21 protein-coding genes are annotated in these 22,223 nt (G+C 66.6%); 14 read left to right on the top strand and 7 right to left on the bottom strand.

Features of this window, described 5'->3' with window-relative positions; translation table 11 throughout:
• The 9 genes from AU198_RS22065 to AU198_RS22025 are packed head-to-tail and all read left to right on the top strand — an operon-like array spanning position 1 to position 11,028.
• The gene (locus AU198_RS22065; RefSeq protein ID WP_064350742.1) at positions 1-918 is read left to right on the top strand and encodes an acyl-CoA dehydrogenase family protein; all 918 of its coding nucleotides are present in this window, start codon (positions 1-3) and stop codon (positions 916-918) included.
• Complete coding sequence (locus AU198_RS22060) at positions 915-1,841, top strand: Gfo/Idh/MocA family protein (protein ID WP_064350677.1); 927 nt, start codon at positions 915-917, stop codon at positions 1,839-1,841. The genes AU198_RS22065 and AU198_RS22060 overlap by 4 nt, the downstream gene beginning before the upstream one ends.
• Complete coding sequence (locus tag AU198_RS22055; RefSeq protein ID WP_064350676.1) at positions 1,838-3,004, top strand: acyl-CoA dehydrogenase family protein; 1,167 nt, start codon at positions 1,838-1,840, stop codon at positions 3,002-3,004. The genes AU198_RS22060 and AU198_RS22055 overlap by 4 nt, the downstream gene beginning before the upstream one ends.
• Positions 3,004-3,951, top strand: a complete 948-nt coding sequence (locus tag AU198_RS22050) for an acyl-CoA dehydrogenase family protein (protein ID WP_064350675.1) — start codon at positions 3,004-3,006, stop codon at positions 3,949-3,951. The genes AU198_RS22055 and AU198_RS22050 overlap by 1 nt, the downstream gene beginning before the upstream one ends.
• An 11-nt stretch (positions 3,952-3,962) precedes the next feature.
• Complete coding sequence (locus tag AU198_RS22045; protein ID WP_064350674.1) at positions 3,963-5,678, top strand: thiamine pyrophosphate-binding protein; 1,716 nt, start codon at positions 3,963-3,965, stop codon at positions 5,676-5,678.
• A gap of 27 nt (positions 5,679-5,705) precedes the next feature.
• The gene (locus AU198_RS22040) at positions 5,706-7,142 is read left to right on the top strand and encodes an aldehyde dehydrogenase family protein (RefSeq protein ID WP_064350673.1); all 1,437 of its coding nucleotides are present in this window, start codon (positions 5,706-5,708) and stop codon (positions 7,140-7,142) included.
• Positions 7,143-7,166: 24 nt separating this feature from the next.
• The gene (acuI, locus tag AU198_RS22035) at positions 7,167-8,150 is read left to right on the top strand and encodes an acrylyl-CoA reductase (NADPH) (protein WP_064350672.1); all 984 of its coding nucleotides are present in this window, start codon (positions 7,167-7,169) and stop codon (positions 8,148-8,150) included.
• A gap of 11 nt (positions 8,151-8,161) precedes the next feature.
• A complete protein-coding gene (locus AU198_RS22030; protein ID WP_231744752.1) occupies positions 8,162-9,334 on the top strand; it encodes a MaoC family dehydratase in 1,173 nt (390 codons plus the stop codon).
• Between the two features lie 2 nt (positions 9,335-9,336).
• On the top strand, positions 9,337-11,028 hold the full coding sequence (locus AU198_RS22025) for a class I adenylate-forming enzyme family protein (protein WP_064350671.1): 1,692 nt from the start codon (positions 9,337-9,339) through the stop codon (positions 11,026-11,028).
• On the opposite strand, the gene AU198_RS22020 is transcribed toward AU198_RS22025, so the two are convergent.
• The gene (locus tag AU198_RS22020; protein ID WP_197416189.1) at positions 11,015-11,338 is read right to left on the bottom strand and encodes a DUF1330 domain-containing protein; all 324 of its coding nucleotides are present in this window, start codon (positions 11,336-11,338) and stop codon (positions 11,015-11,017) included. The two genes, AU198_RS22025 and AU198_RS22020, sit on opposite strands and share 14 nt — an antisense overlap.
• Positions 11,339-11,342: 4 nt before the next feature.
• On the opposite strand from AU198_RS22020, the gene AU198_RS22015 reads away from it, so the two are divergent.
• Positions 11,343-12,245, top strand: a complete 903-nt coding sequence (locus AU198_RS22015) for an amidohydrolase family protein (RefSeq protein ID WP_064350669.1) — start codon at positions 11,343-11,345, stop codon at positions 12,243-12,245.
• Positions 12,246-12,320: 75 nt separating this feature from the next.
• A complete protein-coding gene (locus AU198_RS22010; RefSeq protein ID WP_064350668.1) occupies positions 12,321-13,094 on the top strand; it encodes a VOC family protein in 774 nt (257 codons plus the stop codon).
• 7 nt (positions 13,095-13,101) lie between these two features.
• Here the strand turns inward: AU198_RS22010 and AU198_RS22005 are convergent, their stop codons facing one another.
• Positions 13,102-13,680, bottom strand: a complete 579-nt coding sequence (locus AU198_RS22005; protein ID WP_064350667.1) for an SDR family oxidoreductase — start codon at positions 13,678-13,680, stop codon at positions 13,102-13,104.
• 117 nt (positions 13,681-13,797) lie between these two features.
• Here AU198_RS22005 and AU198_RS22000 point away from each other — a divergent pair, with 117 nt between their 5' ends.
• Positions 13,798-14,163, top strand: a complete 366-nt coding sequence (locus tag AU198_RS22000; RefSeq protein ID WP_064350666.1) for an RNA-binding S4 domain-containing protein — start codon at positions 13,798-13,800, stop codon at positions 14,161-14,163.
• Positions 14,164-14,165: 2 nt separating this feature from the next.
• Here AU198_RS22000 and AU198_RS21995 read toward each other — a convergent pair whose 3' ends face one another.
• Positions 14,166-14,612 (bottom strand): cupin domain-containing protein, encoded by a 447-nt coding sequence (locus AU198_RS21995; RefSeq protein WP_064350665.1) that lies wholly within the window; start codon positions 14,610-14,612, stop codon positions 14,166-14,168.
• Between the two features lie 78 nt (positions 14,613-14,690).
• Between AU198_RS21995 and AU198_RS21990 the strand changes: the two genes are divergently transcribed.
• Both AU198_RS21990 and AU198_RS21985 read left to right on the top strand, forming a co-directional pair.
• Positions 14,691-15,107 (top strand): hypothetical protein, encoded by a 417-nt coding sequence (locus AU198_RS21990; RefSeq protein ID WP_064350664.1) that lies wholly within the window; start codon positions 14,691-14,693, stop codon positions 15,105-15,107.
• Between the two features lie 32 nt (positions 15,108-15,139).
• Positions 15,140-15,709 carry a GNAT family N-acetyltransferase gene (locus AU198_RS21985; protein ID WP_231744751.1) on the top strand — a complete coding sequence of 190 codons (570 nt, stop codon included), beginning with the start codon at positions 15,140-15,142 and terminating at the stop codon, positions 15,707-15,709.
• Here AU198_RS21985 and AU198_RS21980 read toward each other — a convergent pair.
• The 4 genes from AU198_RS21980 to AU198_RS21965 form a co-directional block, all read right to left on the bottom strand.
• Positions 15,700-18,984 carry a LuxR family transcriptional regulator gene (locus tag AU198_RS21980; RefSeq protein ID WP_064350662.1) on the bottom strand — a complete coding sequence of 1,095 codons (3,285 nt, stop codon included), beginning with the start codon at positions 18,982-18,984 and terminating at the stop codon, positions 15,700-15,702. The genes AU198_RS21985 and AU198_RS21980 overlap by 10 nt on opposite strands.
• 149 nt (positions 18,985-19,133) lie before the next feature.
• The gene (locus AU198_RS21975) at positions 19,134-19,583 is read right to left on the bottom strand and encodes an Hsp20/alpha crystallin family protein (RefSeq protein ID WP_064350661.1); all 450 of its coding nucleotides are present in this window, start codon (positions 19,581-19,583) and stop codon (positions 19,134-19,136) included.
• 97 nt (positions 19,584-19,680) lie between these two features.
• Positions 19,681-20,604 carry a winged helix-turn-helix transcriptional regulator gene (locus AU198_RS21970; protein ID WP_231744750.1) on the bottom strand — a complete coding sequence of 308 codons (924 nt, stop codon included), beginning with the start codon at positions 20,602-20,604 and terminating at the stop codon, positions 19,681-19,683.
• Entirely contained in the window at positions 20,605-22,131 is a 1,527-nt protein-coding gene (locus tag AU198_RS21965; protein ID WP_064350660.1) for a carotenoid oxygenase family protein, read from the bottom strand. It abuts the gene before it with no gap.
• Positions 22,132-22,223: the final 92 nt, after the last annotated feature.

Here is a 22,223-nt window from a genome sequence, read left to right as displayed (position 1 = left end):
ATGATCCTCGACCTCTCCGACGACGCCAAAGAGTATGGGCGCGAGGCGCTTCGGGCATTCGACGCCGCCGGCGGCGATCAGCTCGTCCAGCAGGCCGAGGCAAAACCCGAGGCGCGTGAGTCGTTGGTCGGCGCAAGCCTCGCGGGGATCGGTGCCTGGGAACTGGATGCGCGCAACGACGCCGACGGCCTCGAAGCGGCTGCGGCACTGTGCCGCAGCGCGGGATACTGGGCGCTGCCGTATCCGGTCGCCGAACGGCTGGCCGCCCCGACCGATCTCGACACCGACGGCCTGATCGTGGTGGCCGGCAACCGGCGCGCCGCAGCGGTGGCCGGGACCGAGAGCCGTTGGACGACAGTCACGCTGGACGGCGCGCGCAGCACCGTGACCGAAATCGGGCCGGCCGGGCCGGGTTTCGTCTCCGAATTGAAGACGGCCATCGTCGACGATCAGGGTGCCGCCGATGTCGCGCTCGGACTGGTACTGCCGTGCTGGACGCTGCTCGGCATGCTCGACCGGGCGATCGAGTTGACGATCGCTCACGTCAGCCTGCGCAAGCAGTTCGGCCAGACGCTGTCGTCGTTTCAGGGTGTGCAGTTCCAGCTGACCGACGCCGAGGTCGAGCGCAGTGGCCTCGACATCCTCGCCAAGTACACATTGTGGAGCATTGCCACCGCCCGGCCCGAGGCGCTCACCGATGCACTGGCGTTGCGGTTGTCGGCGCTCGAAGCGGCCGAAGTCGTATTCCGCGTATGCCACCAGTTGCACGGCGCGGTCGGCTTCTGCGACGAGACGACCCTGTCGTGGCTGTCCCGCTACAGCCAGCCATTGCGGCGGCTTCCGCTCGGGTTGTCCGCGACCCGTGACGCCCTGACCCGCAGTGCGGGCCGCGCCGGTCTGACGGGGCTGTACGCATGAGGGTCGCGGTGATCGGGACCGGCTTCGGAAAGCACGCCGCGGCCCCCGCGTACGCAGCAGCGGGCTTCGACGTCGAGGTCGTCAGCCCGCGCGACGACGCCGCGGTCAAGGCCGCGCTGGCCTCGGACGTCGACCTGATCTCCGTGCACTCCCCGCCGTTCCTGCACCTCGAGCACGTCACCGGCGCCATCGAACACGGGCATGCGGTGTTGTGTGACAAGCCATTCGGCCTCAACGCCGATGAGGCCGCGCAGATGCGCGACATGGCCGACGATGCCGGGGTGCTGCACTTCCTGAACTTCGAGTTCCGGTTCAACGAATCATGGGCACGGCTCAAGGAGCTGGCCGACGGCGGGGCGATCGGCACACCCCGGCACCTGCACTGGACGTTCTTCGGAAGCGGGCTGCGCGGCCGCAAACTCGGCTGGATCAACAACCGCGAACTCGGCGGCGGCTGGATCGGCGCCTACGGCTCTCATCTGATCGACTTCACCCGATGGCTCTTCGGCAGCGAGATCACCGAGTGCGGCGGCATCACCCGCATCGACGGATCGCCCGACCAGGCCACCGCCGAGGATGCCTACTCGGCGTGGTTCGCAATGGCCAACGGCTGCACCGCCGCTCACGACACCGGTTTCGCGGCCGCAGTGCCCATGCCGCCGTCGGTCACGCTGCTGGGCAGCGGCGGCACCGTCGAACTGACCGCCGATACGACGCTGGTGGTGCGCCGGCCTGGAGCCGACCCCGAAACCGCTGAGTTCGCACCGCCGCCGCGGCGCTCACCCCCGCCTGCGCTCTCGGCGTTCTTCGGACACGTCGCCGAGGCGTTGCGCAGCGGGACCCAGATCACCCCGGCCTTCGACGACGGCCTGGCCGTCGCGCGCGTGATGGACCACCTGCGGGCCGGGGCGGTGCGCCTATGACCGCCGAGCTCGACCGGTTCCGGCAGACGGTGCGGCAGTGGTGCGTCGAGCACATCCCGCCGGACTGGCGCGAAACACAGACGGGCACAAGCGACGAGCAATTCGTCGCCTTCCAGAAGCGGTGGTTCGCCGAACTGCACAGCGCCGGCTTCGCCGTCCCGCACTGGCCTGCCGAATGGGGCGGCGGCATGTCGGTGGCCGAACAGGTCGTGCTGTATCAGGAACTGGCCGCGCACGACGCCCCGCGACTGGTGCTCGCGTTCGTCGGCATCCATCACGCCGCGTCGACGCTGTTGGTCGCCGGTACCGAAGAACAGAGGCGACGGCACCTGCCGGCGATCCTCGACGGCGAGATCTGGGTGCAGGGCTTCTCCGAACCCGAGGCCGGTTCCGACCTGGCGAGCCTGCGCACCACCGCGCGCAAAGAGGGTGACTCGTACGTCGTCAACGGGCAGAAGCTGTGGGCGAGCGGAGGCAAGCACGCGGACTGGTGCCTGCTGTTGGCTCGCACCGACCCGGATGCGCCGAAGCGAAAGGGAATCTCGTACTTCCTTCTCGACATGACCACACCCGGCGTCGAGGTCCGTCCCATCCGCAATGCGATCGGCGACTCACACTTCTGCGAAATCTTCCTCAACGACGTGAAGATCCCCGCCACCAACCTGATCGGCGCGGAGAACGACGGCTGGCGGGTCGCGCAGGCCACCCTCGGCGCCGAACGCGGCATGACGATGCTCGAGCTCGCCGAGCGCCTGGGTAACGCGGGATTCCGATGGCTGGTGCGAAGCGCCCCGGTGAACGACCCCGTGGTCGCCGACCGGTTGGCGCAGTTCGAAACCGAGATCGCGGGGCTGCGTGGCCTGTGCCGGAAGGTGGTCGAGGACAACGAGAGTGGCACCGCCGACCCGGCCGACGCCTCGATCGTCAAACTGTTCTACAGCGAACTGCTGCAGCGCATGACCGACTTCGGTGCGGAGATCGGCGGGTTGGCCGCCCACACCCAACTCACCAAGCCCATGTCGAGCGCCTGGGAGTCGGGCGCGTGGGTGCTCGACTTCATCGGATCGTGGGAATGGACGATCCCCGGCGGGGCGAGTGAGATCCAACGCACGATCATCGGGGAGCGCGGTCTGGGCCTGCCGCGAGAACCGAGTGCCGTCTGATGGCCGACTTCACAGAATTCCACGGCGAACTGCGCTCGGTGGCAGGCGATCTGCTCGCCAAGGACCGCAACGTCGAATGGTCGACGCTGATCGATGCCGGCTGGGTGGGACTCGAGGTGCCCGAACAGTTCGGCGGGGCGGGTGCGTCGTTCGCCGAAGTCGCGGTGATCTGTGAGGAGATCGGACGCGCCGCCGGCGCCACCCACTTCCTCGGCAGCGCGGTGCTCGCCGCCGCAGCGCTGAACGCGGTGCGGCCCAGCGATACCCGCGACTTGCTGCTCACCGAACTCGCCAACGGCGCGACCCGGATGACCGTCGCGCTGGAACCGTATGACTTCGTGCCCGACGCCGAAGGCGCGGACCGGGTGCTGATCGTCACCGACCGTGGCATCGCCGTGACCGAACAACAAGCCGCGCGGCGACCTGTCGTCGACGAGACGCGGTCGCTTGCGGCCGTATCACCGGACGCGGCAGGCGCCGAACTGTTGCCGTTCGCCGACGACACCGCCGTTCAACGCCTCCACGAGCGCGCTGCCGCGGCCATCGCCTGCGACAGCCTCGGTCTGAGCGAGGCCATGCTCACCGCCACCGTCGGATACGTGAAGGTGCGTCAGCAATTCGGCAGGGCGATCGGCTCGTTCCAGGCCGTCAAACACGCCTGTGCCGACATGCTCGTCAGCATCGCCGTGTCCCGCCAACTCGTCGGTGCCGCAGTGCAGGCCGTCGCCGAGGACGCGCCGGACGCCGGAGTCGCCGTCTCCATGGCCAAGTCGTACGCCTGCGCGGCGGCGGTCGACATCGCCGGCAAGGCCATGCAATTGCACGGCGGCATCGGATACACGTGGGAGAGCGGTATCCACGTCTACCTCAAACGCGCCACCCTGAACCGATCACTGTTCGGCTCTCCGTCAGCACACCGCCAAGAACTAGCCAAGCGCTACCAGTAAAGGAGCTTCACATGGGTGTACCCGTATACAAGCGCATCCTCGACCTCTTCGAGGCCGAGGGCGTCAACACGCTGTTCGGCATCCCCGACCCCAACTTCGTGCACATGTTCACCGAGGCCGAAGCCCGCGGATGGTCGGTCGTGGCACCACACCACGAGCTGAGCGCCGGGTTCATGGCCGAGGCGGCATCGCGGATGACAGGCAAGCCGGGGCTGTGCATCGGAACGCTGGGCCCGGGCATGGCCAACATCGCGGGCGCGATCCAGTGCGCACTGGTCGAGAATTCACCGGTGATCTTCCTGGGCGGACAGCGCGCCCGCGTCACCGAGCGTCGGGTGCGTCGCGGTCGCATCCAATTCGTCCAGCAGGAACCGCTTTTCGAGGCTTCCGTCAAGTTCAGCAGCTCGATCGAGTACGCCGACCAGACCGACGAGATCATCCGCGAGGCGATCCGTCGCTCCATGTCCGGTACCCCCGGCCCCAGCTACGTCGAGTACCCGTCTCACGTCATCCTCGAAGAGCTCGACGTGCCGGATCCGTTGCCGCCGCACCGGTATCGGCTCGTCAATCAGGGCGCAGGCGAACGCGAGGTCGCCGAGGCGGTCAAGCTGATCAGGGCGGCGAAGAACCCGATCCTGCTGGTGGGTCACGGAGTTCACACCTCGCGCACCCAGGAGCAGGTCAGGCAGTTGGCCGAGCTGATGGCCTGCCCGGTGATCCAGACGTCGGGTGGCACCTCGTTCATCCCCGGCCTGCAGGACCGCACGTTCCCGTACCTGTTCTCTCCGGCGGCCAATGAGGCCGTCGAGAAGTCCGATCTGTGCGTTGCGCTGGGAACCGAGCTCGGTGAGCCCATGCACTACGGCCGGACCCAGCATTGGGCGGAGGGCGACGCCAACCGCAAATGGGTTCTCGTCGAACAGGATCCGACCGCGATCGGCGTGAACCGACCGATCGACGTGCCGCTGGTCGGCGATATGCGCGGCGTGGTGCCGCAGCTGGTCGAGGCGCTGCGCGAAAATCCGCGGACCCCGTCGGCCGACCTCGAGGCACTGATCAAAGCGGACGCCGCCGAACTCGCCCGGGTGGCCGAAGAAGCGCCGAGCGGTCGCTCGCCGATTCACCCGGCCCGCTACGTCGTCGAGGCCACCAAGGCCTTCGACGAGTGCACCGAAGACGGCATCCTGGTCCGCGACGGCGGCGCCACCGTGATCTTCCAGTGGACCTACTCGCAGACCAAGCCACGCGACGTGATCTGGAACCAGAACTTCGGTCATCTCGGCACGGGCTTGCCGTACGCGGTCGGCGCGTCGGTCGCCGAGGGCCGCAACCGCCCGGTCATGTTGCTCACCAGCGATTCGGCGTTCCTGTTCCACATCGCCGAACTCGAGACGGCGGCCCGGGAGAACCTGCCGTTGGTCTGCGTCGTCGGGGTCGATCACCAGTGGGGCCTGGAGGTCGGCGTCTACAAGCGCACGTTCGAACAGCCGTCGCCGCAACCCGGCGTGCACTGGAGCAAGGACGTCCGGCTCGACAAGGTCGCCGAGGGCTTCGGATGTCACGGCGAGTACGTCGAGAAGGACGACGAGATCGGCCCGGCGATCAAGCGGGCGTTCGCCAGCGGCAAGACCGCCGTCGTGCACGTCTGCATCGACCCGAAGGCCAACTCCGAAGAGATGCCCAAGTACGACCGGTTCCGGACCTGGTATGCAGAAGGCACGCAGTAGGACCACGTAACAGAGAAGAGTAGAGCCATGCGTGAATATCTGAAGTTCTACATCGACGGCCAGTGGGTCGACCCGATCCGGCCCAACAGCCTCGAGGTCGACAACCCGACCAACGAACAGGTCTCCGGCAAGATCGCGATCGGTTCCGCGGCCGACGTCGATGTCGCGGTGCAGGCCGCCCGCCGGGCCTTCAACACCTGGTCACAGACCAGCCGCGACGAACGACTCGACCTGCTGCAGGCGATCATGGGCGAGTACCAGAAGCGCGCAGGCGACGTCGCCGACGCGGTCAACGAGGAGATGGGCGCGCCGGCGTCGCTGGCGGCCGGCCCGCAGGTCAACCTCGGGCTCGGCCACCTCGCCACGGCCATCGAAGTGCTGAAGAACTTCGAGTTCGAAGAGCAGCACGGCGCCACGCTCGTCGTGAAGGAACCGATCGGGGTGTGCGGGTTGATCACGCCGTGGAACTGGCCGATCAATCAGATCGCCTGCAAGGTGTTCCCCGCGCTCGCGACGGGCTGCACGATGGTGCTCAAACCGTCGGAGGTCGCGCCGTACTCGGGCCAGATCTTCACCGAGATCCTCGACTCGGCAGGCGTTCCCGCCGGGGTGTACAACATGGTGTTTGGCGACGGTCCGGGCGTCGGAGCGGCACTGTCGGCGCACCCCGACATCGACATGGTGTCGTTCACCGGGTCGACGCGCGCGGGCGTCGACGTCGCCAAGAACGCCGCGCTGACCGTCAAGCGCGTCACCCAGGAACTCGGCGGTAAGAGCCCGAACATCGTCCTCGACGACGACGACTTCGCCAAGAGCGTGACCGCGGGTGTCTCGGTGATGATGATGAACAGCGGCCAGAGCTGTAACGCGCCGTCGCGCATGCTGGTGCCCAACTCCCGCATGGACGAGGCGATCGCGATCGCCCGTGAGGTGGCGGGCGCGGTCAAGGTCGGCGACCCGGACGACAAGACCGCGATCGGTCCGGTGGCCTCCAGGGCGCAGTTCGACAAGATCCAGGGCCTGATCCAGAAGGGCATCGACGAGGGCGCGACCGTCGCCGTCGGCGGCACCGGACGGCCGGACGGGCTCGACAAGGGCTACTACGTCAAGCCGACGGTGTTCGCGAACGTCACCAACGACATGACGATCGCCCGCGAGGAGATCTTCGGGCCGGTGCTGTGCATCCTCGGCTACGACGACCTCGATCAGGCACTCGAGATCGCCAACGACACGGAATACGGTCTGGCCGGCTATGTTTCGGGCGCCGACCTGGAGACGGCTCGCGCGGTGGCGCGGCGGATCCGGGCGGGTTCGGTGGCCATTAACCACGGCTTCGACATGGCCGCTCCGTTCGGCGGCTACAAGCGCAGCGGCAACGGCCGCGAGTGGGGCCACTTCGCGTTCGACGAGTTCCTGGAGATCAAGGCGGCGCTGGGTTATGCGCCCGAAAAGGCCGCCAACTGAATTCCTGAAAGGATTGCACACCACGTGTTTTCGGCAATATTGATCGACAAGGACGATGCAGGTCAAAAGGTCGAGGTCACCACCCTCGACGAGGCACAACTTCCCGAGGGTGACGTCAGCATCGACGTCGAGTACTCGACGCTGAACTATAAGGACGGCCTCGCGATCACCGGCAAGTCGCCGGTGGTACGCAAGTTCCCGATGGTTCCTGGCATCGACCTCGCGGGCGTGGTCACCGAGAGCTCGCACGCGGACTGGAACAAGGGCGACCGCGTCGTGCTCAACGGATGGGGTGTGGGGGAAACCCATTGGGGCGGCTACGCCCAGCGCGCCCGCCTCAACGGCGACTGGCTGGTTCCGCTGCCGTCGAGCTTCACCAGCAAGCAGGCGATGGCAATCGGAACGGCGGGCTATACCGCCAGCCTCTGCGTGAACGCCCTGCTGGCCCACGGCATCCAGCCCGATCAGGGTGAGGTCCTGGTGACCGGCGCGACGGGCGGTGTCGGCAGTGTCGCGATCGCGTTGCTGGCCAAGGCCGGCTTCGAGGTCGCCGCTGTCACCGGCAAGACCTCCGAGTCCGACTATCTCGAAGATCTCGGCGCCACAACGGTTCTGGACCGCGCCGAGTTCGCCGAGAAAGGTAAGCCGATGCAGAAGGAACGCTGGGCCGGTGTCGTCGACGCGGTCGGCAGCCACACCCTCGCCAACGCGTGCGCCCAAACCCGTTACCGGGGAGCGGTTGCCGCCTGCGGACTCGCCCAGGGGATGGACTTCCCGGCCAGCGTCGCACCGTTCATCCTGCGCGGTGTGTCATTGCTCGGGATCGACAGCGTGATGGCGCCCAAACAACCGCGGATGGCCGCCTGGGAACGCCTCTCGAAAGATCTGGATCCGGCCGTGCTCGAATCGATCGCCGACGAGATTCCGCTCGCCGACGTGATCGACGCCGCGGGTCAATTGATGGACGGCAAGGTACGCGGTCGCATCGTCGTCGATGTGAATCGCTGATCGGAAAACACGTGGCTGAACTTGATCTGTCCGACGTCGACCACCGCGTCGGCAAGCCGATCGGCGGTGGGCAGCTGTGGGATCCGTGCAGCTCCTCTGACATCCGGCGGTGGGTGATGGCGATGGACTATCCCAACCCACTGCACTGGGACGAGCGCTTCGCCCGCGAGTCCAAGTTCGGTGGCCTCATCGCTCCGCAGTCCATCGCGGTGGCGTTGGACTACGGCCACGGCGCAGCACCGGCGTGCGTGGGGCACATTCCCAACAGCCACTTGATCTTCGGCGGTGAGGAATGGTGGTTCTACGGCTGCCCGGTGCGGCCGGGGGACCAGTTGTTCCAGGAGCGCCGGTTCCACGACTACAAGGTGGTGGAGACGAAATTCGCTGGGCCGACGATGTTCTCGCGCGGCGACACAATCCACAAGAACCAGCGCGGTGCACTCGTGGCCCGCGAGCGTTCGACCGCGATCCGCTATCTGTACGAAGAGGCGACGAAACGCGGCATGTTCGAAAACCAGCTCGGGGACATCAAGCGCTGGACGCAACATGAGCTGGAAGAAGTCGAGAGGCTTCGCCGCGACTGGCTGGAGTCCAACCGGATGGGCGTCTCTCCGCGGTTCGACGAGGTGAAGGTCGGAGACACCCTACCGCGCAGGGTGATCGGGCCGCACAGCATCGCGAGCTTCACCACCGAATATCGGGCGTTCCTGTTCAACATCTGGGGCACGTTCCACTGGGTCGCGCCGGAAGGTGTCGAGGATCCGTGGATCTACCAGGATCCGGGCTGGGGCAAGGACTTCGCGTTCGACGAAGACGACGCGATGATCGACCCGCGCAAGCGCGACGGGTTGTACGTCGGGCCTTCCCGCGGCCACATCGACGCCGACCGGGCGAGTGAGGTCGGCATGGCGCGCGCTTACGGTTACGGTGCGACGATGGGCGCCTGGTGCACCGACTACCTCGCGTACTGGGCGGGCCACGACGGCATGGTGCGTCACACCAAGGCCGACTTCCGAGGGCCCGCCTTCGAGGGCGACGTCACGTACTTCGACGCCGAGATCGTCGACAAGCAAACCGAATCCACGTGGGGTGTACCGCTCGTGCAGGTCAAGCTGCGCCTGACGAACCAGGACGGCACCGTGCTGGTGGACTGCACCGCCGAGGTCGAACTCCCGTTGGCGTGACAATGCATTCACTCTCGATCGTCTCCGGTCCGCCACTGGCAGAGGAGCCCGGCCTCGGTGCGCTCACGCTCCCTGGTTTCCTACGCGAAGTCACCACGATGTACGGCGAACGGGAGGCGCTCTCCTTCCCGACCGCCGACGGCGTCATCCGCTGGACCTATGCCGAATTATGGGACAGGGCGGTCGAAGTGGCCGGTGCGCTGCGGGTATGCGGCGTGGGCAAGGGAAGTCGCGTCGGTGTGATGATGACGAACCGGCCGGAGTGGATCGCGGCGGTGTTCGGCATCTCCCTCGCCGGCGGAGTGGCCGCCACCTTGAGCACTTTCTCGACGGGCCCGGAACTCGACCACCTGCTGCAGTCGTCGGCCGTGTCGGTGCTGTTGTTCGAGCGCACGGTTCTGGGAAAGGACTTCGCGAGCATTCTGGCCGACCTGGAACGAGCGATCTCGAAGTCGACACCCGGCGCATTGCAGTCGGCGAGATTCCCCTACCTGAGACGGCTCGTCACGGTCGGGGAGCCGCCGGCAGGCATCGAAGGCTGGGACGAATTCCTCGCCCACGGTGGGAACGAACCACGCGAACTGGTCGAGGCGACCGGTGCGGCGGTGCAACCGAGCGACCCTGCGGTGCTGTTCTTCTCGTCGGGGTCGACCAGTAGGCCGAAGGGCATCTTGAGCGCGCACCGCGGCGTCTGCATCCAGATGTGGCGCTTCCGGCGGCTGTATCAGTTCGGCCCCGAGGACAACGTCCGTTGCTGGTCGGCCAACGGCTTCTTCTGGTCAGGCAATTTCGCGATGTCGCTCGGCTCGACGCTCGCGGCGGGTGGGGCACTGGTGCTGCAACCGACATTCGTCGCCGACGAGGCGCTCGAGCTGATGGCTGCCGAGCGCGTTAACTTTCCGTTCGCCTGGCCGCACCAGTGGGCGCAGCTCGAGGGCGCGCCGAACTGGGAAAGCGTGGATCTGAGCAGCATGCGGTTCGTCGACTACAAGACACCGGTCGCGCGCCACCCCACGGTGAACACCAAATGGTTCGAGCCGGGCCACGCCTATGGCAACACCGAAACCTTCACGATCACAACGAATTACCCTGCCAACACCGCGCCGGAGATCCACAAGGACAGCAGCGGCGTCCCCCTTCCCGGCGTGACGCTCAAGATCGTCGACCCGCTGACCGGCAAGATCGTTCCGCGCACAGAGCGCGGGGAGATCTGTGTGAAGGGCCCGACGCTGATGCTCGGTTACATCGGGACACCCCTCGACGAGACGCTCGACGCCGAAGGCTTCCTGTGCACCGGCGACGGAGGCTACCTCGACGACGAAGGCCGGCTCTACTGGGAGGGCAGGCTCACCGACATCATCAAGACAGGCGGCGCCAACGTGTCGCCGCGGGAAGTCGACGAAGCCGTCATGCAGCATTCGGGCGTCAAGGTGGCTCAGACGGTCGGGGTACCGCACGACGCACTTGGCGAAGTGGTCGTGTCGTGTGTGGTGCCGCACGACGGTGTCACCCTCGACGCCGACGAGATCCGGTCGTTTTTGGCTCAGCGGTTGGCCAGTTACAAGGTGCCTCGTCGGGTGCTCTTCTTCCGTGATGACGAGATCGCGCTGACCGGCAACGCGAAGATCAAGTCCGCCGATTTGCGTCAGCTCGCCACCAAGCAGCTGCAGCAAGCCGCGGTCACTGGGTCTTGAGTAGAGGCCGCAAATCGTCCAACCGGTCGAACAGGTGCCAGATGTATGACGACGACCCGTCCTCCCGATGCCTGTGCAAGTCGACCAGGTCGGGGTCGTTGCGGTAGCCGTCGAACGCGTCCTTGGAGTCCCACTCGACGAGGATCAGCACTTTTCGCGGCTCGATGTCGCCGAGGACGGCCTCGCTGAACTGTCCGAGGGCCACGACGCGACCGCCGTGCCTGGCGACCTCCGCGGGGGAGCGCTTCGAATAGGCCAGATACTCGTCGCGGTCGGCGACGTCGAAGAGGTTCAGCGCATATATCGTCACGTGGGTGACGGTACGCGGCGAGAAGTACGAATACGGCATCGATTTCGACCGCATTGCGGCGATCGACATCCACACCCACGTCGAGATCGACTGCCACGGCCACAAGGCCTACGTCGACGAACTCGTCGAGGCGACCGAGAAGTACTTCAAGATGCCACCCGGCGCGACGGCCGGCGTCGACGCGGTCGCCGACCTGTACCGGCAGCACAACACGGCGGCCGTCGTCTTCACCATCGACGCGCGCACGGCGATGCGCCATGTGCCGAACTCGATCGAGGACCTCGTCGCCGGCGCCGCGCGCAACAACGACGTGCTGATCCCGTTCGGCAGCGTTGATCCGTGGCACGAGCGCCGGGCGGTGCACCGCGTCCACGAACTCGTCCGGGACTACGGGGTCAAGGGCTTCAAGTTCCATCCGAGCATGCAGGCGTTCGAGCCCAACGACCGTCGCTTCTACCCGATCTACGAGGCGATCACCGAGGCCGGGCTGCCCGCCTTGTTCCACACCGGGCAGACGGGGATGGGCTCGGGGCTGCCGGGTGGGCACCGCATCAAACTGCGCTACTCCGATCCGATGCTGCTCGACGACGTCGCCGCCGACTTCCCGGATCTGACGATCGTGATGGCCCATCCCGCGGTGCCCTGGGTCGACTCGCAGATCGCGATCGCCACGCACAAGGCCAACGTGTACATCGACCTGTCCGGGTGGAGCCCGAAGTACTTCCCGCCGCAGCTGGTCCGCGCCATGAGCCGGCAACTGCGCACCAAGGTTCTTTTCGGCACCGACTTCCCGTACATCCAGATCGACCGGTGGCGTGCCGACTTCGACACCCTCGACATCGACCCGGTGGTGCAGTCGCTGATCTACAAGGAGAACGCGCTGCGGGTCCTGGGGGTCGCGTCGTAAGACGCCGTTCGATGAGTTTTCGCGCCGACGGCGGTCTGCACCGGTGATTGACCACCCACCGAGAAGGAGACCATCGTGCCCGTCCGCAATTCCGCCCCCGTAGGCGCCCCGACCTGGATCGACCTGGCGTCCTCGGACGTCGAACGCTCGCAGGCCTTCTACGGCGAGGTGTTCGGCTGGACGTTCGAGTCGGCGGGCCCCGAATACGGCGGCTACGTCACCGCGTCGAAGGACGGCAGGCCGATCGCAGGCCTGATGTTCAACGACCCGCAGTGGAACAGCCCGGACGGTTGGACCACCTACTTCCACACCACCGACGCCAAGGCCACCCTCGACGCGGCGGTCGCTGCGGGCGCGACGACGTGCGGAGCACCCGTGATGGAGATCAAGGACAAGGGCTGGATGGGCATGCTGTCCGACCCCAGCGGCGCGCTCGTCGGGCTGTGGCAGCCGGGTGGGCACCGCGGATTCGAGGTCGTCAACGAGCACGGGGCACCGGTGTACTTCCAGTGGACCGGCCGCGACTACGCCAGGTCGCAGCAGTTCTACCGCGACCTGTTCGGCTGGCACATCGAGACGGTGTCCGACACCGACGAATTCCGCTACAGCACGGCGAACTTCGATGGTGAGGCGCTGCTCGGTCTGATGGACGGCAGCGCCTTCCTGCCCGAGGCCGAGCCCTCGAACTGGAACTTCTTCCTGGGCGCCGACGACGTCGACAAGACCGTGCAGTTGATTCTCGATCACGGAGGCGCCGTGATTCGCGGCGCCGAGGACACACCCTACGGTCGGTTGGCCGCGATAGCCGATTGCACCGGGGCGGCCTTCAACCTGTCCTCGCTGCAGTGAGCGAGCGTCAGGCGGTCATCAGGTAGTCGGTCCTGCCGACGAAGACGATGCTCGCCGGGTTCGGCGTGGTGGCCGCGTCGACGACGGCGTCGGCGAAGGTCATGTGGCTCATGTCGCCGGACACCACCGTGAGCTGTACGCCCGCCTGGCGGAACTCTGACCGCCTCGTCAGCAGCGCGGTCTCGCCGGCCCGCATGCTGGCCGCGACGGCCGTGTAGCCCTTGGGCACCGCCTTGTCGGGGAAGAAGTGGGCCTGATGGCTCGTGACGAAGACGATCCGTCCGCCGACCGGCATCAGCGGTAGAGCCGCCAGGGCGAGCCGGCGTTGGGCGTCGCGGTTGAGGCGCATCGCGCAGTCGGGATCCGCGCCGGTGTCCAGCGCGTCCGACGAGTTGAGGATCAGAGTGTCCAACCGACCGAAGCGCGATGCGATGCCGTCGATCACCTCCGCGGATTCGACCTCGTCGGAGATGTCGCGGGTCACGGCGACGTGGCTGTCGGCGCCGGCGAGCTGGCGTGCGACCCGCGCGCCGAGGCCTCTCGAGCCGCCGGTGACCAGGACGATTCGTTCGGGTTGGTGATCCATGTCGGGCTCCTTCCGTCGCTGCGCGCCCGCGTGGCCCCAACCGTACACCTATTCCTAAGAAAAATAAGGTCTATCTAAGGTCACAATAAGGTAGCCGCCGAGGGTGATGATGGTGGCGTGGAGTCGACCCGCATAGACAGGTGGTTGTGGTCGGTCCGGTTGGCAAAGACCAGGCCCGACGCCGCCGAGGCATGCCGGGGTGGGCACGTCCGGGTCAACGGGCGGCCCGCCAAGCCGGCCACCCCGGTATCGCCCGGCGACGAGGTGCGGGCCCGCATCGGGCAGACCACCCGGGTCGTCGAGGTGCTGCGGGTGATCCAGAAGCGGGTGGGCGCGGCCGACGCGTCGACGTGTTATCTCGACCGGACACCCAAGCCCGCGGTCTCCGAGACGGTGCAGTTCGCGGCACGCGACCGTGGTGCGGGCCGGCCGACCAAGCGGGATCGCCGGATGCTCGACAGGCTGCGCGCGGGCCTCAGATGAGTTCAGGCGGTCGGCGCGGCGAGGGCGAAGTCCGCGAAATCGAATCCCGGCACCACGACACAGCTGACCAGGCTCGGCTCGTCGTCGCGGGGGCGGGCGCGCTGCCAGTGGCCCGGCGGCACGACGAACTGGGGCTGCTCGCCGGCGAGGATGTCGATCCCTAGGAGATGCGTTGTGGCACCGCCTTGTTCGGGCCCGACCTCGAGCAGTAGCGGGCTGCCCGCGTGGAACAGCCACAGCTCGGCGCTGCGCACGGTGTGCCAGGCCGACTGCTGACCGGGCATCAGCAGGAAGAGGATTGCCGTACCGGCGCTGCGCGGGCCGGTGTAGTCCGGCGGCAATGCGGACTGCGGCACCATCAGGTCACTGCGCCACGTCTCCCTGTACCAGCCGCCCTCCGGATGGGGGGACAGGTCGAGGCGCTGCGCCCATTCCGGAAGATCGGTCATCCCAGTACCTGCCTTTTCGGTGTCGGACACTCCAGACTAGAGACCGGTGCGGTGCGATCCAGCCGATAGGCTCGTGGCATGTCGCGAGTGCGCCCCGGATGGCTGGTCGCCATGTGCGGGGCGATCGTCTCGGTGAGCGCTTGGCTGCCGTGGCTGACCGCGAACGGCGGCCGGGTCAGCGCGATCGGCGGTATCTTCGGCGACCTGCCGGCGCCGAAACCCGGGTTCGGGGTGGGCCAGTTGATCGTGCTGCTGGCCTCGTTGCTGATCGTCGCGGGTGCGATGTCGGCCCGAGGATTCTCGGCTCGCATCGCATCGACTGCCGCGCTGGCGATTTCGGTGCTGCTGGTGGTCCTGGCCGTGTGGTACCACCGGCTCTACGTGTACTCGCCGGTGTCCGCCGGCTACGGACTCTATATCGGCGCCGCCATGGCTGTGGTTGCGGCGGTTCTGTCGGTCTGGGCGATGGTGACCGCGTGGGCGACGGTCCGGTAGACCGCCGACGTGGTTTCGTCCAGCCGGTCGATTTGACTGGCGACCGCTGGGTGACGCTGGAACCGCTGCGCCGCGAGCATGTTTCGGAGATCGCGGCCGTCGCCGCCGACGGTGAGCTCGGGCGCTTGTGGTTCACCGCTGCGCCCGCACCCGAAGCCGTCGAGCGGTGGGTGGACGCCCGATTGGCGGTGCAGGCCCCCGACAGCGGGCTGACGTTCGTGGTGCGACGCCACGATGGAACCCTGGTCGGGTCGTCGAGTTACATGAGCGTCGACGCTTCGAATCGGCGGCTCGAGATCGGCAACACCTGGTACGTGGCCGCAGCGCGGCGCACCGGCGTCAACTCGGAGACCAAGTTGCTGATGCTCGAGCATGCGTTCAACGAGTTGGGTTGTGTTGCAGCCGAGTTCCGCACGCATTTCTTCAATTCAGCGAGCCGCCAAGCGATCGAGCGGCTCGGCGCCAAACTCGACGGAATATTGCGCAGCCACCAGCTTCTGCCCGACGGATCGCGCCGTGACACGGTGGTGTATTCGATCCTCGACGTCGAGTGGCCGGCTGTGCGGAACAACCTGCTGTATCGGTTGAACCGTCACGCGTGACGTGCGGCTTCTCGGATGAGCTGAATCCGCGAGGTGCATCCGAGCTTGGCGTAGACGTGGGTCAGATGCGTCTGCACCGTACGAGGCGAGATGAACATCCGCTCGGCGATGTCCTTGTTGCCCAACCCGTCGACGGCGTGGCGGACGACGTCCCGCTCGGTGGGCGTCAGCGACTCCCAGCCGCTCGTGGGCCGCTTCCGTTCCCCCCTTCCGCGTTGGGCGTAAGCGATGGCCTCCTCGGTCGACATGGCCGAACCCTCGGTCCAGATAGCGTTGAACACGCCTTCTCCCATGGCTTCTCGGCACTCTGCAACCGCATCGTCGTATCCGATCGCGTATACCGGCCACCGCGCTACGCCCATCACGGTTCGGCGGGCCGTGGCCGCACCGAGGAGGCGGGCCGCGTGCCGGTGATTTCCGTCGCGAATTGCGCAGCGTGCGAGAGCCTCGAGCGCCTCGGGAACGTGCAAGAACGCGCCGGTGACCAGTGCGAGCGCCAGGGCGTCGTGGGCGTCCCGCTCGGCTTGGTCGCGTTCGCCCTGGGCAAGCGCTACGTGAGCTCGCGCGACGAGCGCGTTCAGTTGGTAATTGCCGACCGTGAGCCCGATCGTTTCGTCGACCCACAGGCGTGCGGCGGCGACCTCACTGCACGCGAGCAGCGCCAGGGTCATCGGAGTGAGGGCTCGTATGTAGGGCATCCGCTCGGGAACGGTTTGTCCTATCGCCGCTTCGCACTCCGCCTTTGCCTCCGCGCCGCGGCCGGCGGCCAGGGCCGAAAGTGCCCAGGCAACGTGGATCGTGTCCTCATGGAAACCGCCCATCGCGATCGAGGTTTCGCGCGCTTCCTCGGATTTCATTCGAGCCACGGCTGCGTTCCCCTCGTATGCGAACCAGCTGCATTCACAGACCAGGGCGAATAACTCGAGCATTCGTTCACCGGCCGCACGTGCCTCTTCGCTGACGCCGCGGATCACCTCGTCCGCACCCTGTACTCCGCCTCGCCAGCCCATCGCGGTCGCTTGCCAGATCCGGCAATGACGCGACACGAAGCCATCGCCGATGGCGTCGGCGACGAGACGACCCTCTTCCGCCGCCAGCTGCGAGGCGAGCGGCTGCCCCGCCACATTCGTTGCGACGGCAAGGCAGCTGAGGAAGTAGCACAACCTCGCCCGATCACCGGCTTGGCGCGCGAGATCGATGGCGTCGGCCCAATACGCTTGAGACACCTCGGGGAGGTAGTAGGCGATCGCTCCGCAGGCGGCCAGGCATAGTGCAATGAGTCCCTGGTCGCCCAAGCCCCGGGCAGCCGCCAACGCCTCCTCGCCGCGCTCCAAGCTCGCCGAATCGGCGGTCCAGGCCGTCAGGATGCTTCTGTCGGCGACGGCGCGTATCCAGACCGCCGCAGCGACGTCCTCGTCCCGATAGCCCTCGTCATTGAACGCCAGATCGAATGCGGCGATGCCTTCGCGCATCCTGCCGCGTGTCTCCCACAGTCTCTGCAGAGCGGAAATCAGCCGAAGCGCGGGCTCGAACTCCTCGCAGTCGATACTCCAGGCGTGGGCAGCGCGCAGGTTTCCGGTCTCCTGTTCGGCCCATTGGACGAGCCGTTCATCTTCCTCAAGGCGGACCGCTGCGGCGACATAGTGGTCGCGATGGCGACCGCGCATCAGCGTCGCTTCGCCGGATTCGGCGAGCTTCTCCAGTGCGTACTGACGGACCGTCTCGAGCAGGCGATAACGCATGGCGCCCGATTCCTCGTCCGCGGTGACAAGGGACTTGTCGACCAGCAGGCTCAGCTGATCGAGAATCTGGAACTGCTCGAGCTCGTTGGTGGCGGCGACAGCCTGTGCGGCATCGAAGTCGAACCCGTCCATGAATACGCCCAGCCGGCGGAACAGGACCCGCTCCGGCTCCGTCAACAGCGCATGAGACCAATCAACGGAGGCCCGCAGGGTCTGCTGGCGGCGCATGGTGTTTCGGGCACCGCCGGTGAGGAGCCTAAACCTGTCATTGAGGCTGTCCGCGATCTGGCGCAGTGACAATGCGCGAATCCGGGCCGCCGCCAACTCGATCGCGAGCGGCATACCGTCCAGTCGCCGGCACACGTCCACCACCAGTTGAAGGTCGTCGCCCGAGGCGTGGAACGTGGGCCGCGCCCGTTGAGCCCGGTCGGTGAACAGCGCGACGGCTTCGTCTTGCAATGACAGAGAGGGCACCCGCCACGTGATCTCTCCGGACACCGCGATCGGCTCGCGACTGGTGGTGAGGATGCTCAACTGCGGGCAGTGGTTGAGCAGTCGTGTGATCACGTCACCGCACGCGTCCAGGAGGTGTTCGCAGTTGTCCAGCAGCAGGAGGATTTCGCGGTTGCCGATGAAGCGCTGCACCGTCTCCAACGGGGACCGTCCCGGTTGATCGGGCAGTCCGAGCGTGCGGGCAATCGTTATCGAGACGACGGCCGGATCGGCGATGGCCGCCAGATCCACCCACCACAGACCGTCGTCGAAATCCTCGGACAGAGCTTTCGCGGCCTCGATGGCGAGTCGTGTCTTACCGGCTCCGCCCGCGCCGGTCAGGGTGACCATGCGGTTGTCGGCAAGCAGCCGGCATACCTTCTCGAGTTGTAGAGCCCGACCGACGAAGCTGGTCAGCAGAGCCGGGAGATTATGCGAGCGTGAGCTTTTGGCGGTGCGTAGCGGCGGAAAGTCGTTACGGATTGCGGGGTGACACAGCTGCACCACGCGTTCGGGCTTGGGTAGGTCGCGAACCGGATGCGTCCCGAGTTCGGCGAGCCATGCATCTACCGGTAACCGGTCGGACACCAAATCGCTTGTCGTACCGGACAAGACGGTCTGCCCGCCGTGCGCAAGATCGCGGATCCGGGCGGTGCGGTTGATGGTGGGGCCGATGTAGTTGGCCTCGTCACGCAATTGCACTTCGCCCGTGTGCAAGCCGATACGCAGCCGGATCGGTGAAAGTGCAACGCGCTGTAGGTCAAGGGCGCATGCCACCGCGTCGCTTGCACGCCCGAACGCGATGACGAAGCTGTCACCTTCGCCCTGCTCGATGGGCCGGACGCCGCTGTGCGCGCCGATGACCTCGGCCAGCGTTCGATCAAGGTTGGCGAAGGCCGCCGTCATCTCATCGGGCTGCGTCTCCCAGAGCCGGGTCGACCCCTCGACGTCCGCCAGCAGCAGCGTCACCGTTCCGGTCGGTACCAGCTCGCTCACGCCCAAGTCGCTCCAGTTCAACGGCGCCGCGTCGATTCCAGTCATGCTAACCAGCGTGCGGCCGTCAGCACGGCGAAACATCGGCGCGGATGCGTAGATCTGTCGCAGAGGAACGCGTAGACACGCCGAAACTGCGGTCAGATCGCAGGATCGGGTTGGTAACGCGATCTGACCGCAGTCTCGACTAGGCGCGGTTACCCGGCTTCGACGGTGGTTGTCTCGATCGACTTCTGATCGCCGCCGTGGGCGACGTCGATCTTGCGCGGCTTGGCGCGTTCGGCCATCGGGATGGTCACGGACAGCACGCCGTTCTCGTAGGTCGCCGAGATCTTCGTCGCATCAATGCCTTCGCCGAGGGACAGCTGCCTACGGTAGGTGCCGAAGAATCGCTCGTTGGCCAGCCACTGCACACCTTCGTCGGAGCGGGCCGTGCGGTGTGCGGAGATGGTCAGGGTGCCGTTGTCGACGTTGACGTCGACCGAGCCGGGATCCACGCCGGGCAGATCGGCGGTCAGCAGGTAGTGGTCGTCGACCTTGCACAGGTCCATCGGCATGAACCGGGGGGAACGATTTGATCCGGTCTGGTTCGTCAGCAGGCCCCGGGTCAGAGCATCAAGTTCAGTGAACGGATCAAAGCGAAGCACAGCAATCCACCTCCTATGCCACTCAGAGCCCGCCACCCTGGCGGGCAGCCAAATTACTGTGCGCACCTGCAAGTTTAGCACTCGACATCAGAGAGTGCTAGAAAATTTTCGAAGAAATTTTCTCCATGGAGACATGCGCCCCGGTCAGCGGTCGGCCGCACCGGTCGCACGCGAAGACGGCGGAGAAACGGCCTCCGCAGGCAGTGTGGGTCAGCACGACCGCGGGCCCGTCGAGGTCGGTGAACCAGCGCTGAGCCCACTGCAGGGCCGAGACCAGAACCGGGAAGAGGGCGCGGCCCTTCTCGGTCAGCTCGTACCGATTGCCGACGTCGACCAGCACGCCGTTCGCGGTGAAGATGGCCAGCCGGTCGGCGATCGACCCGGGGGGCGCGCCGAGCTGGGCTTGAAAGTCGGTGAACCGACGGACGCCGACGAACGCCGCTACCAGCAGTGCGAAGCCCCAGCGGTTCCCCATGACGCTCATCGTTTGCGGGAACAGGCCGGCCGCGGCGTGCTGATCGGCCTCCGAGCGCCGGCGCGTCGAGGCCGCGGCGGGCACCGACCGCTCCCACGATCCGCTCGGACCCCATTGCGGGACAACGTCTTTGTCGTCGGCGCTCTCGCCGCACGAACGGCACGTCACCATCGGGGTGAAATCGGCGCCGCATGCGGTATGACGCATGGCGGGCAGCGGCTCGGCGTGGTCGGGCACCCAGCGACGCTCCCAGTCCCAGATCGACAGCAGCACGGGCCACAGCGACCGGCCGCACCGAGTGCCGAGGTACTCGAAACGCGGAGGCCGGTCTTGATATTGACGACGCTCGAGCAGTCCCGCATCCGTCAGCGTCCGAAGCCGCGCCGTCAGCACGGAGTTGGAAATCGGCAGGCGAGACTTGAAGTCACCGAACCGGGTCGCCGCGAGTAGTGACTGTTGCATGACGAGCAGCGCCCATTCGTCACCGAGCAATTCGAGCATGCGGGCGACGGCATTCGGCTCGGACACGCGCTCGGGAGTGGCCATCTACAGGCCGACGGTCGTGGCGGCCGCGTCGGTCTCCCGCCACCGTCGCAGCTCCGAACCCGGAGCCCACGTCGAGTGCGTCCCGCTGGAAATCCGTTCCGGCAGTGCCAGTTTGCAGACCGGTCCGTCATCGACCCTCGCCGCGTCGAACACCAGGCAATAGGAGGCGTCGGCGGTCATGTCGGTGGTGAGCGTGACCAGGTATCCGTCGTCCTCGGCGGTGGCCCCCGGACGCGCCGCCATCGCGGTTTCGCTGCCGTACACGCCGTCGGGAAAGCTGAACCGCTGTTCGGCACCGGTGTGCAGGTCGTGTTTGACCAGGCCGTCGAACAGGAACCAGCCCGGCTTGCCGGTGGCGGCGTACGTGTAGCGGTAGGGCAGCCCGGCGTAACCGCTGTTGATCATGCCGAATTCGGTGATGGTGTCGGTGAGTTGCTCCTCGGTGGTCTGCCCAGTGACGAGGTTGAACCGCCAGCGGTGCAGCCGAGTCTGCAACCGGTCCAACGCAAGGAACCGAAACGCTCGCTGCCAACGGTCACCCGCCCCCGTGTCGACCGGAGACGGGTCGCCTTCGAAGAAGCCGTCGAGGACGATTTCGTCACCGTCCTCGAAAGCGTTGGTGAAGTGCAGCACGAACGTCGGATCCGCCTCGAACCACCGGATGTCGGATGGCCCGCCGCGGCGGGGGATCACGGCGAACCGCGACCGCATGTCGGGGTGAAAGCCCGGGAAGTGGATGCCGGCTTCGAGCAGCTTGGGATCCCAGAACATCGGAAAGTCGTTGAGGATCGCGTAGTTCTCGGTGAACGCCATATCGTGCGGCAGCCGCGGGCCGGGAAGTGGGATGTCGGTGAGGTGGACGAGGTCGCCGCCCTCGTCGACGACGCCGTAGCGCATATACGGGTCCTGCTTGCTGTACGAGAAGAACAACAGCTCGCCGGTGCGATCATCGACTTTCGGGTGCGCCGAGACGCCCCAGTCCGCGGGGAACCGGCCGTTCCAGTCCTCCTTGCCGAGGGTGTCGCCGGAGAACGGGTCGATGCGGTAGAGATCGCCGCACTGATAATGGCTGGTGAGAGCGACGCCGCGATGCACGATGACGTCGGTGCTCGACGCGTCCTTCATCAGGGTCCGCGCGCCCCAGCCGTGATCGCGCTTGGCCAGCTCGATCGGCTCGGCCAGCCCGGGCCACAGCGGTCCGCCAACCTCGTTTTCGGCGAGCAGACCGTCGGTGCGGACAAACCTATTGCGGTAGAAGGCTTTTCCGTCGCGGAACCCGACGATGTGCACCATCCCGTCGCCGTCGAAAGGGTGGTAGAACTTCAGTGCCGGATGCAGCGGATTCTCGGTGTTGCGCAGGTAGACACCGTCGAGGTCGGAGGGTATCTCGCCGGCGACCACCGCGAGGTCGTCGGCATACCACTCCGTGTTCTGGGGACGCCAGGGTCCGGTGCGGTACGGGTGGTCGTCGTCGTCCGAAAGCGTCGAGAGGTACTTACCGACGATCTCCACATTCGCGCTGCCCATGTCAGGCCCTTCCGCCGATGAAACTCGGGGGTCTCGGCGGTGGGACCGCCGAAGCCGATGACCCAGACGGTACTACAACTAAGAGAGTGACC

This window comes from Mycobacterium sp. GA-1199 (assembly GCF_001500045.1).
Lineage (GTDB): Bacteria > Actinomycetota > Actinomycetes > Mycobacteriales > Mycobacteriaceae > Mycobacterium.
This window is presented reverse-complemented; position numbering and strand designations above follow the sequence as displayed.

Coding starts and splice junctions, on each gene's coding strand:
- AU198_RS22025 (WP_064350671.1), top strand. CDS start 9,337: ATGCATTCACTCTCGATCGTCTCCGGTCCGCCACTGGCAGAGGAGCCC.
- AU198_RS22050 (WP_064350675.1), top strand. CDS start 3,004: ATGGCCGACTTCACAGAATTCCACGGCGAACTGCGCTCGGTGGCAGGC.
- AU198_RS22040 (WP_064350673.1), top strand. CDS start 5,706: ATGCGTGAATATCTGAAGTTCTACATCGACGGCCAGTGGGTCGACCCG.
- AU198_RS21970 (WP_231744750.1), bottom strand. CDS start 20,604: ATGGCCACTCCCGAGCGCGTGTCCGAGCCGAATGCCGTCGCCCGCATG.
- AU198_RS22045 (WP_064350674.1), top strand. CDS start 3,963: ATGGGTGTACCCGTATACAAGCGCATCCTCGACCTCTTCGAGGCCGAG.
- AU198_RS21965 (WP_064350660.1), bottom strand. CDS start 22,131: ATGGGCAGCGCGAATGTGGAGATCGTCGGTAAGTACCTCTCGACGCTT.
- AU198_RS21980 (WP_064350662.1), bottom strand. CDS start 18,984: ATGACTGGAATCGACGCGGCGCCGTTGAACTGGAGCGACTTGGGCGTG.
- AU198_RS22060 (WP_064350677.1), top strand. CDS start 915: ATGAGGGTCGCGGTGATCGGGACCGGCTTCGGAAAGCACGCCGCGGCC.
- AU198_RS21995 (WP_064350665.1), bottom strand. CDS start 14,612: ATGACCGATCTTCCGGAATGGGCGCAGCGCCTCGACCTGTCCCCCCAT.
- AU198_RS22065 (WP_064350742.1), top strand. CDS start 1: ATGATCCTCGACCTCTCCGACGACGCCAAAGAGTATGGGCGCGAGGCG.
- AU198_RS22005 (WP_064350667.1), bottom strand. CDS start 13,680: ATGGATCACCAACCCGAACGAATCGTCCTGGTCACCGGCGGCTCGAGA.
- AU198_RS21990 (WP_064350664.1), top strand. CDS start 14,691: ATGTCGCGAGTGCGCCCCGGATGGCTGGTCGCCATGTGCGGGGCGATC.
- AU198_RS22055 (WP_064350676.1), top strand. CDS start 1,838: ATGACCGCCGAGCTCGACCGGTTCCGGCAGACGGTGCGGCAGTGGTGC.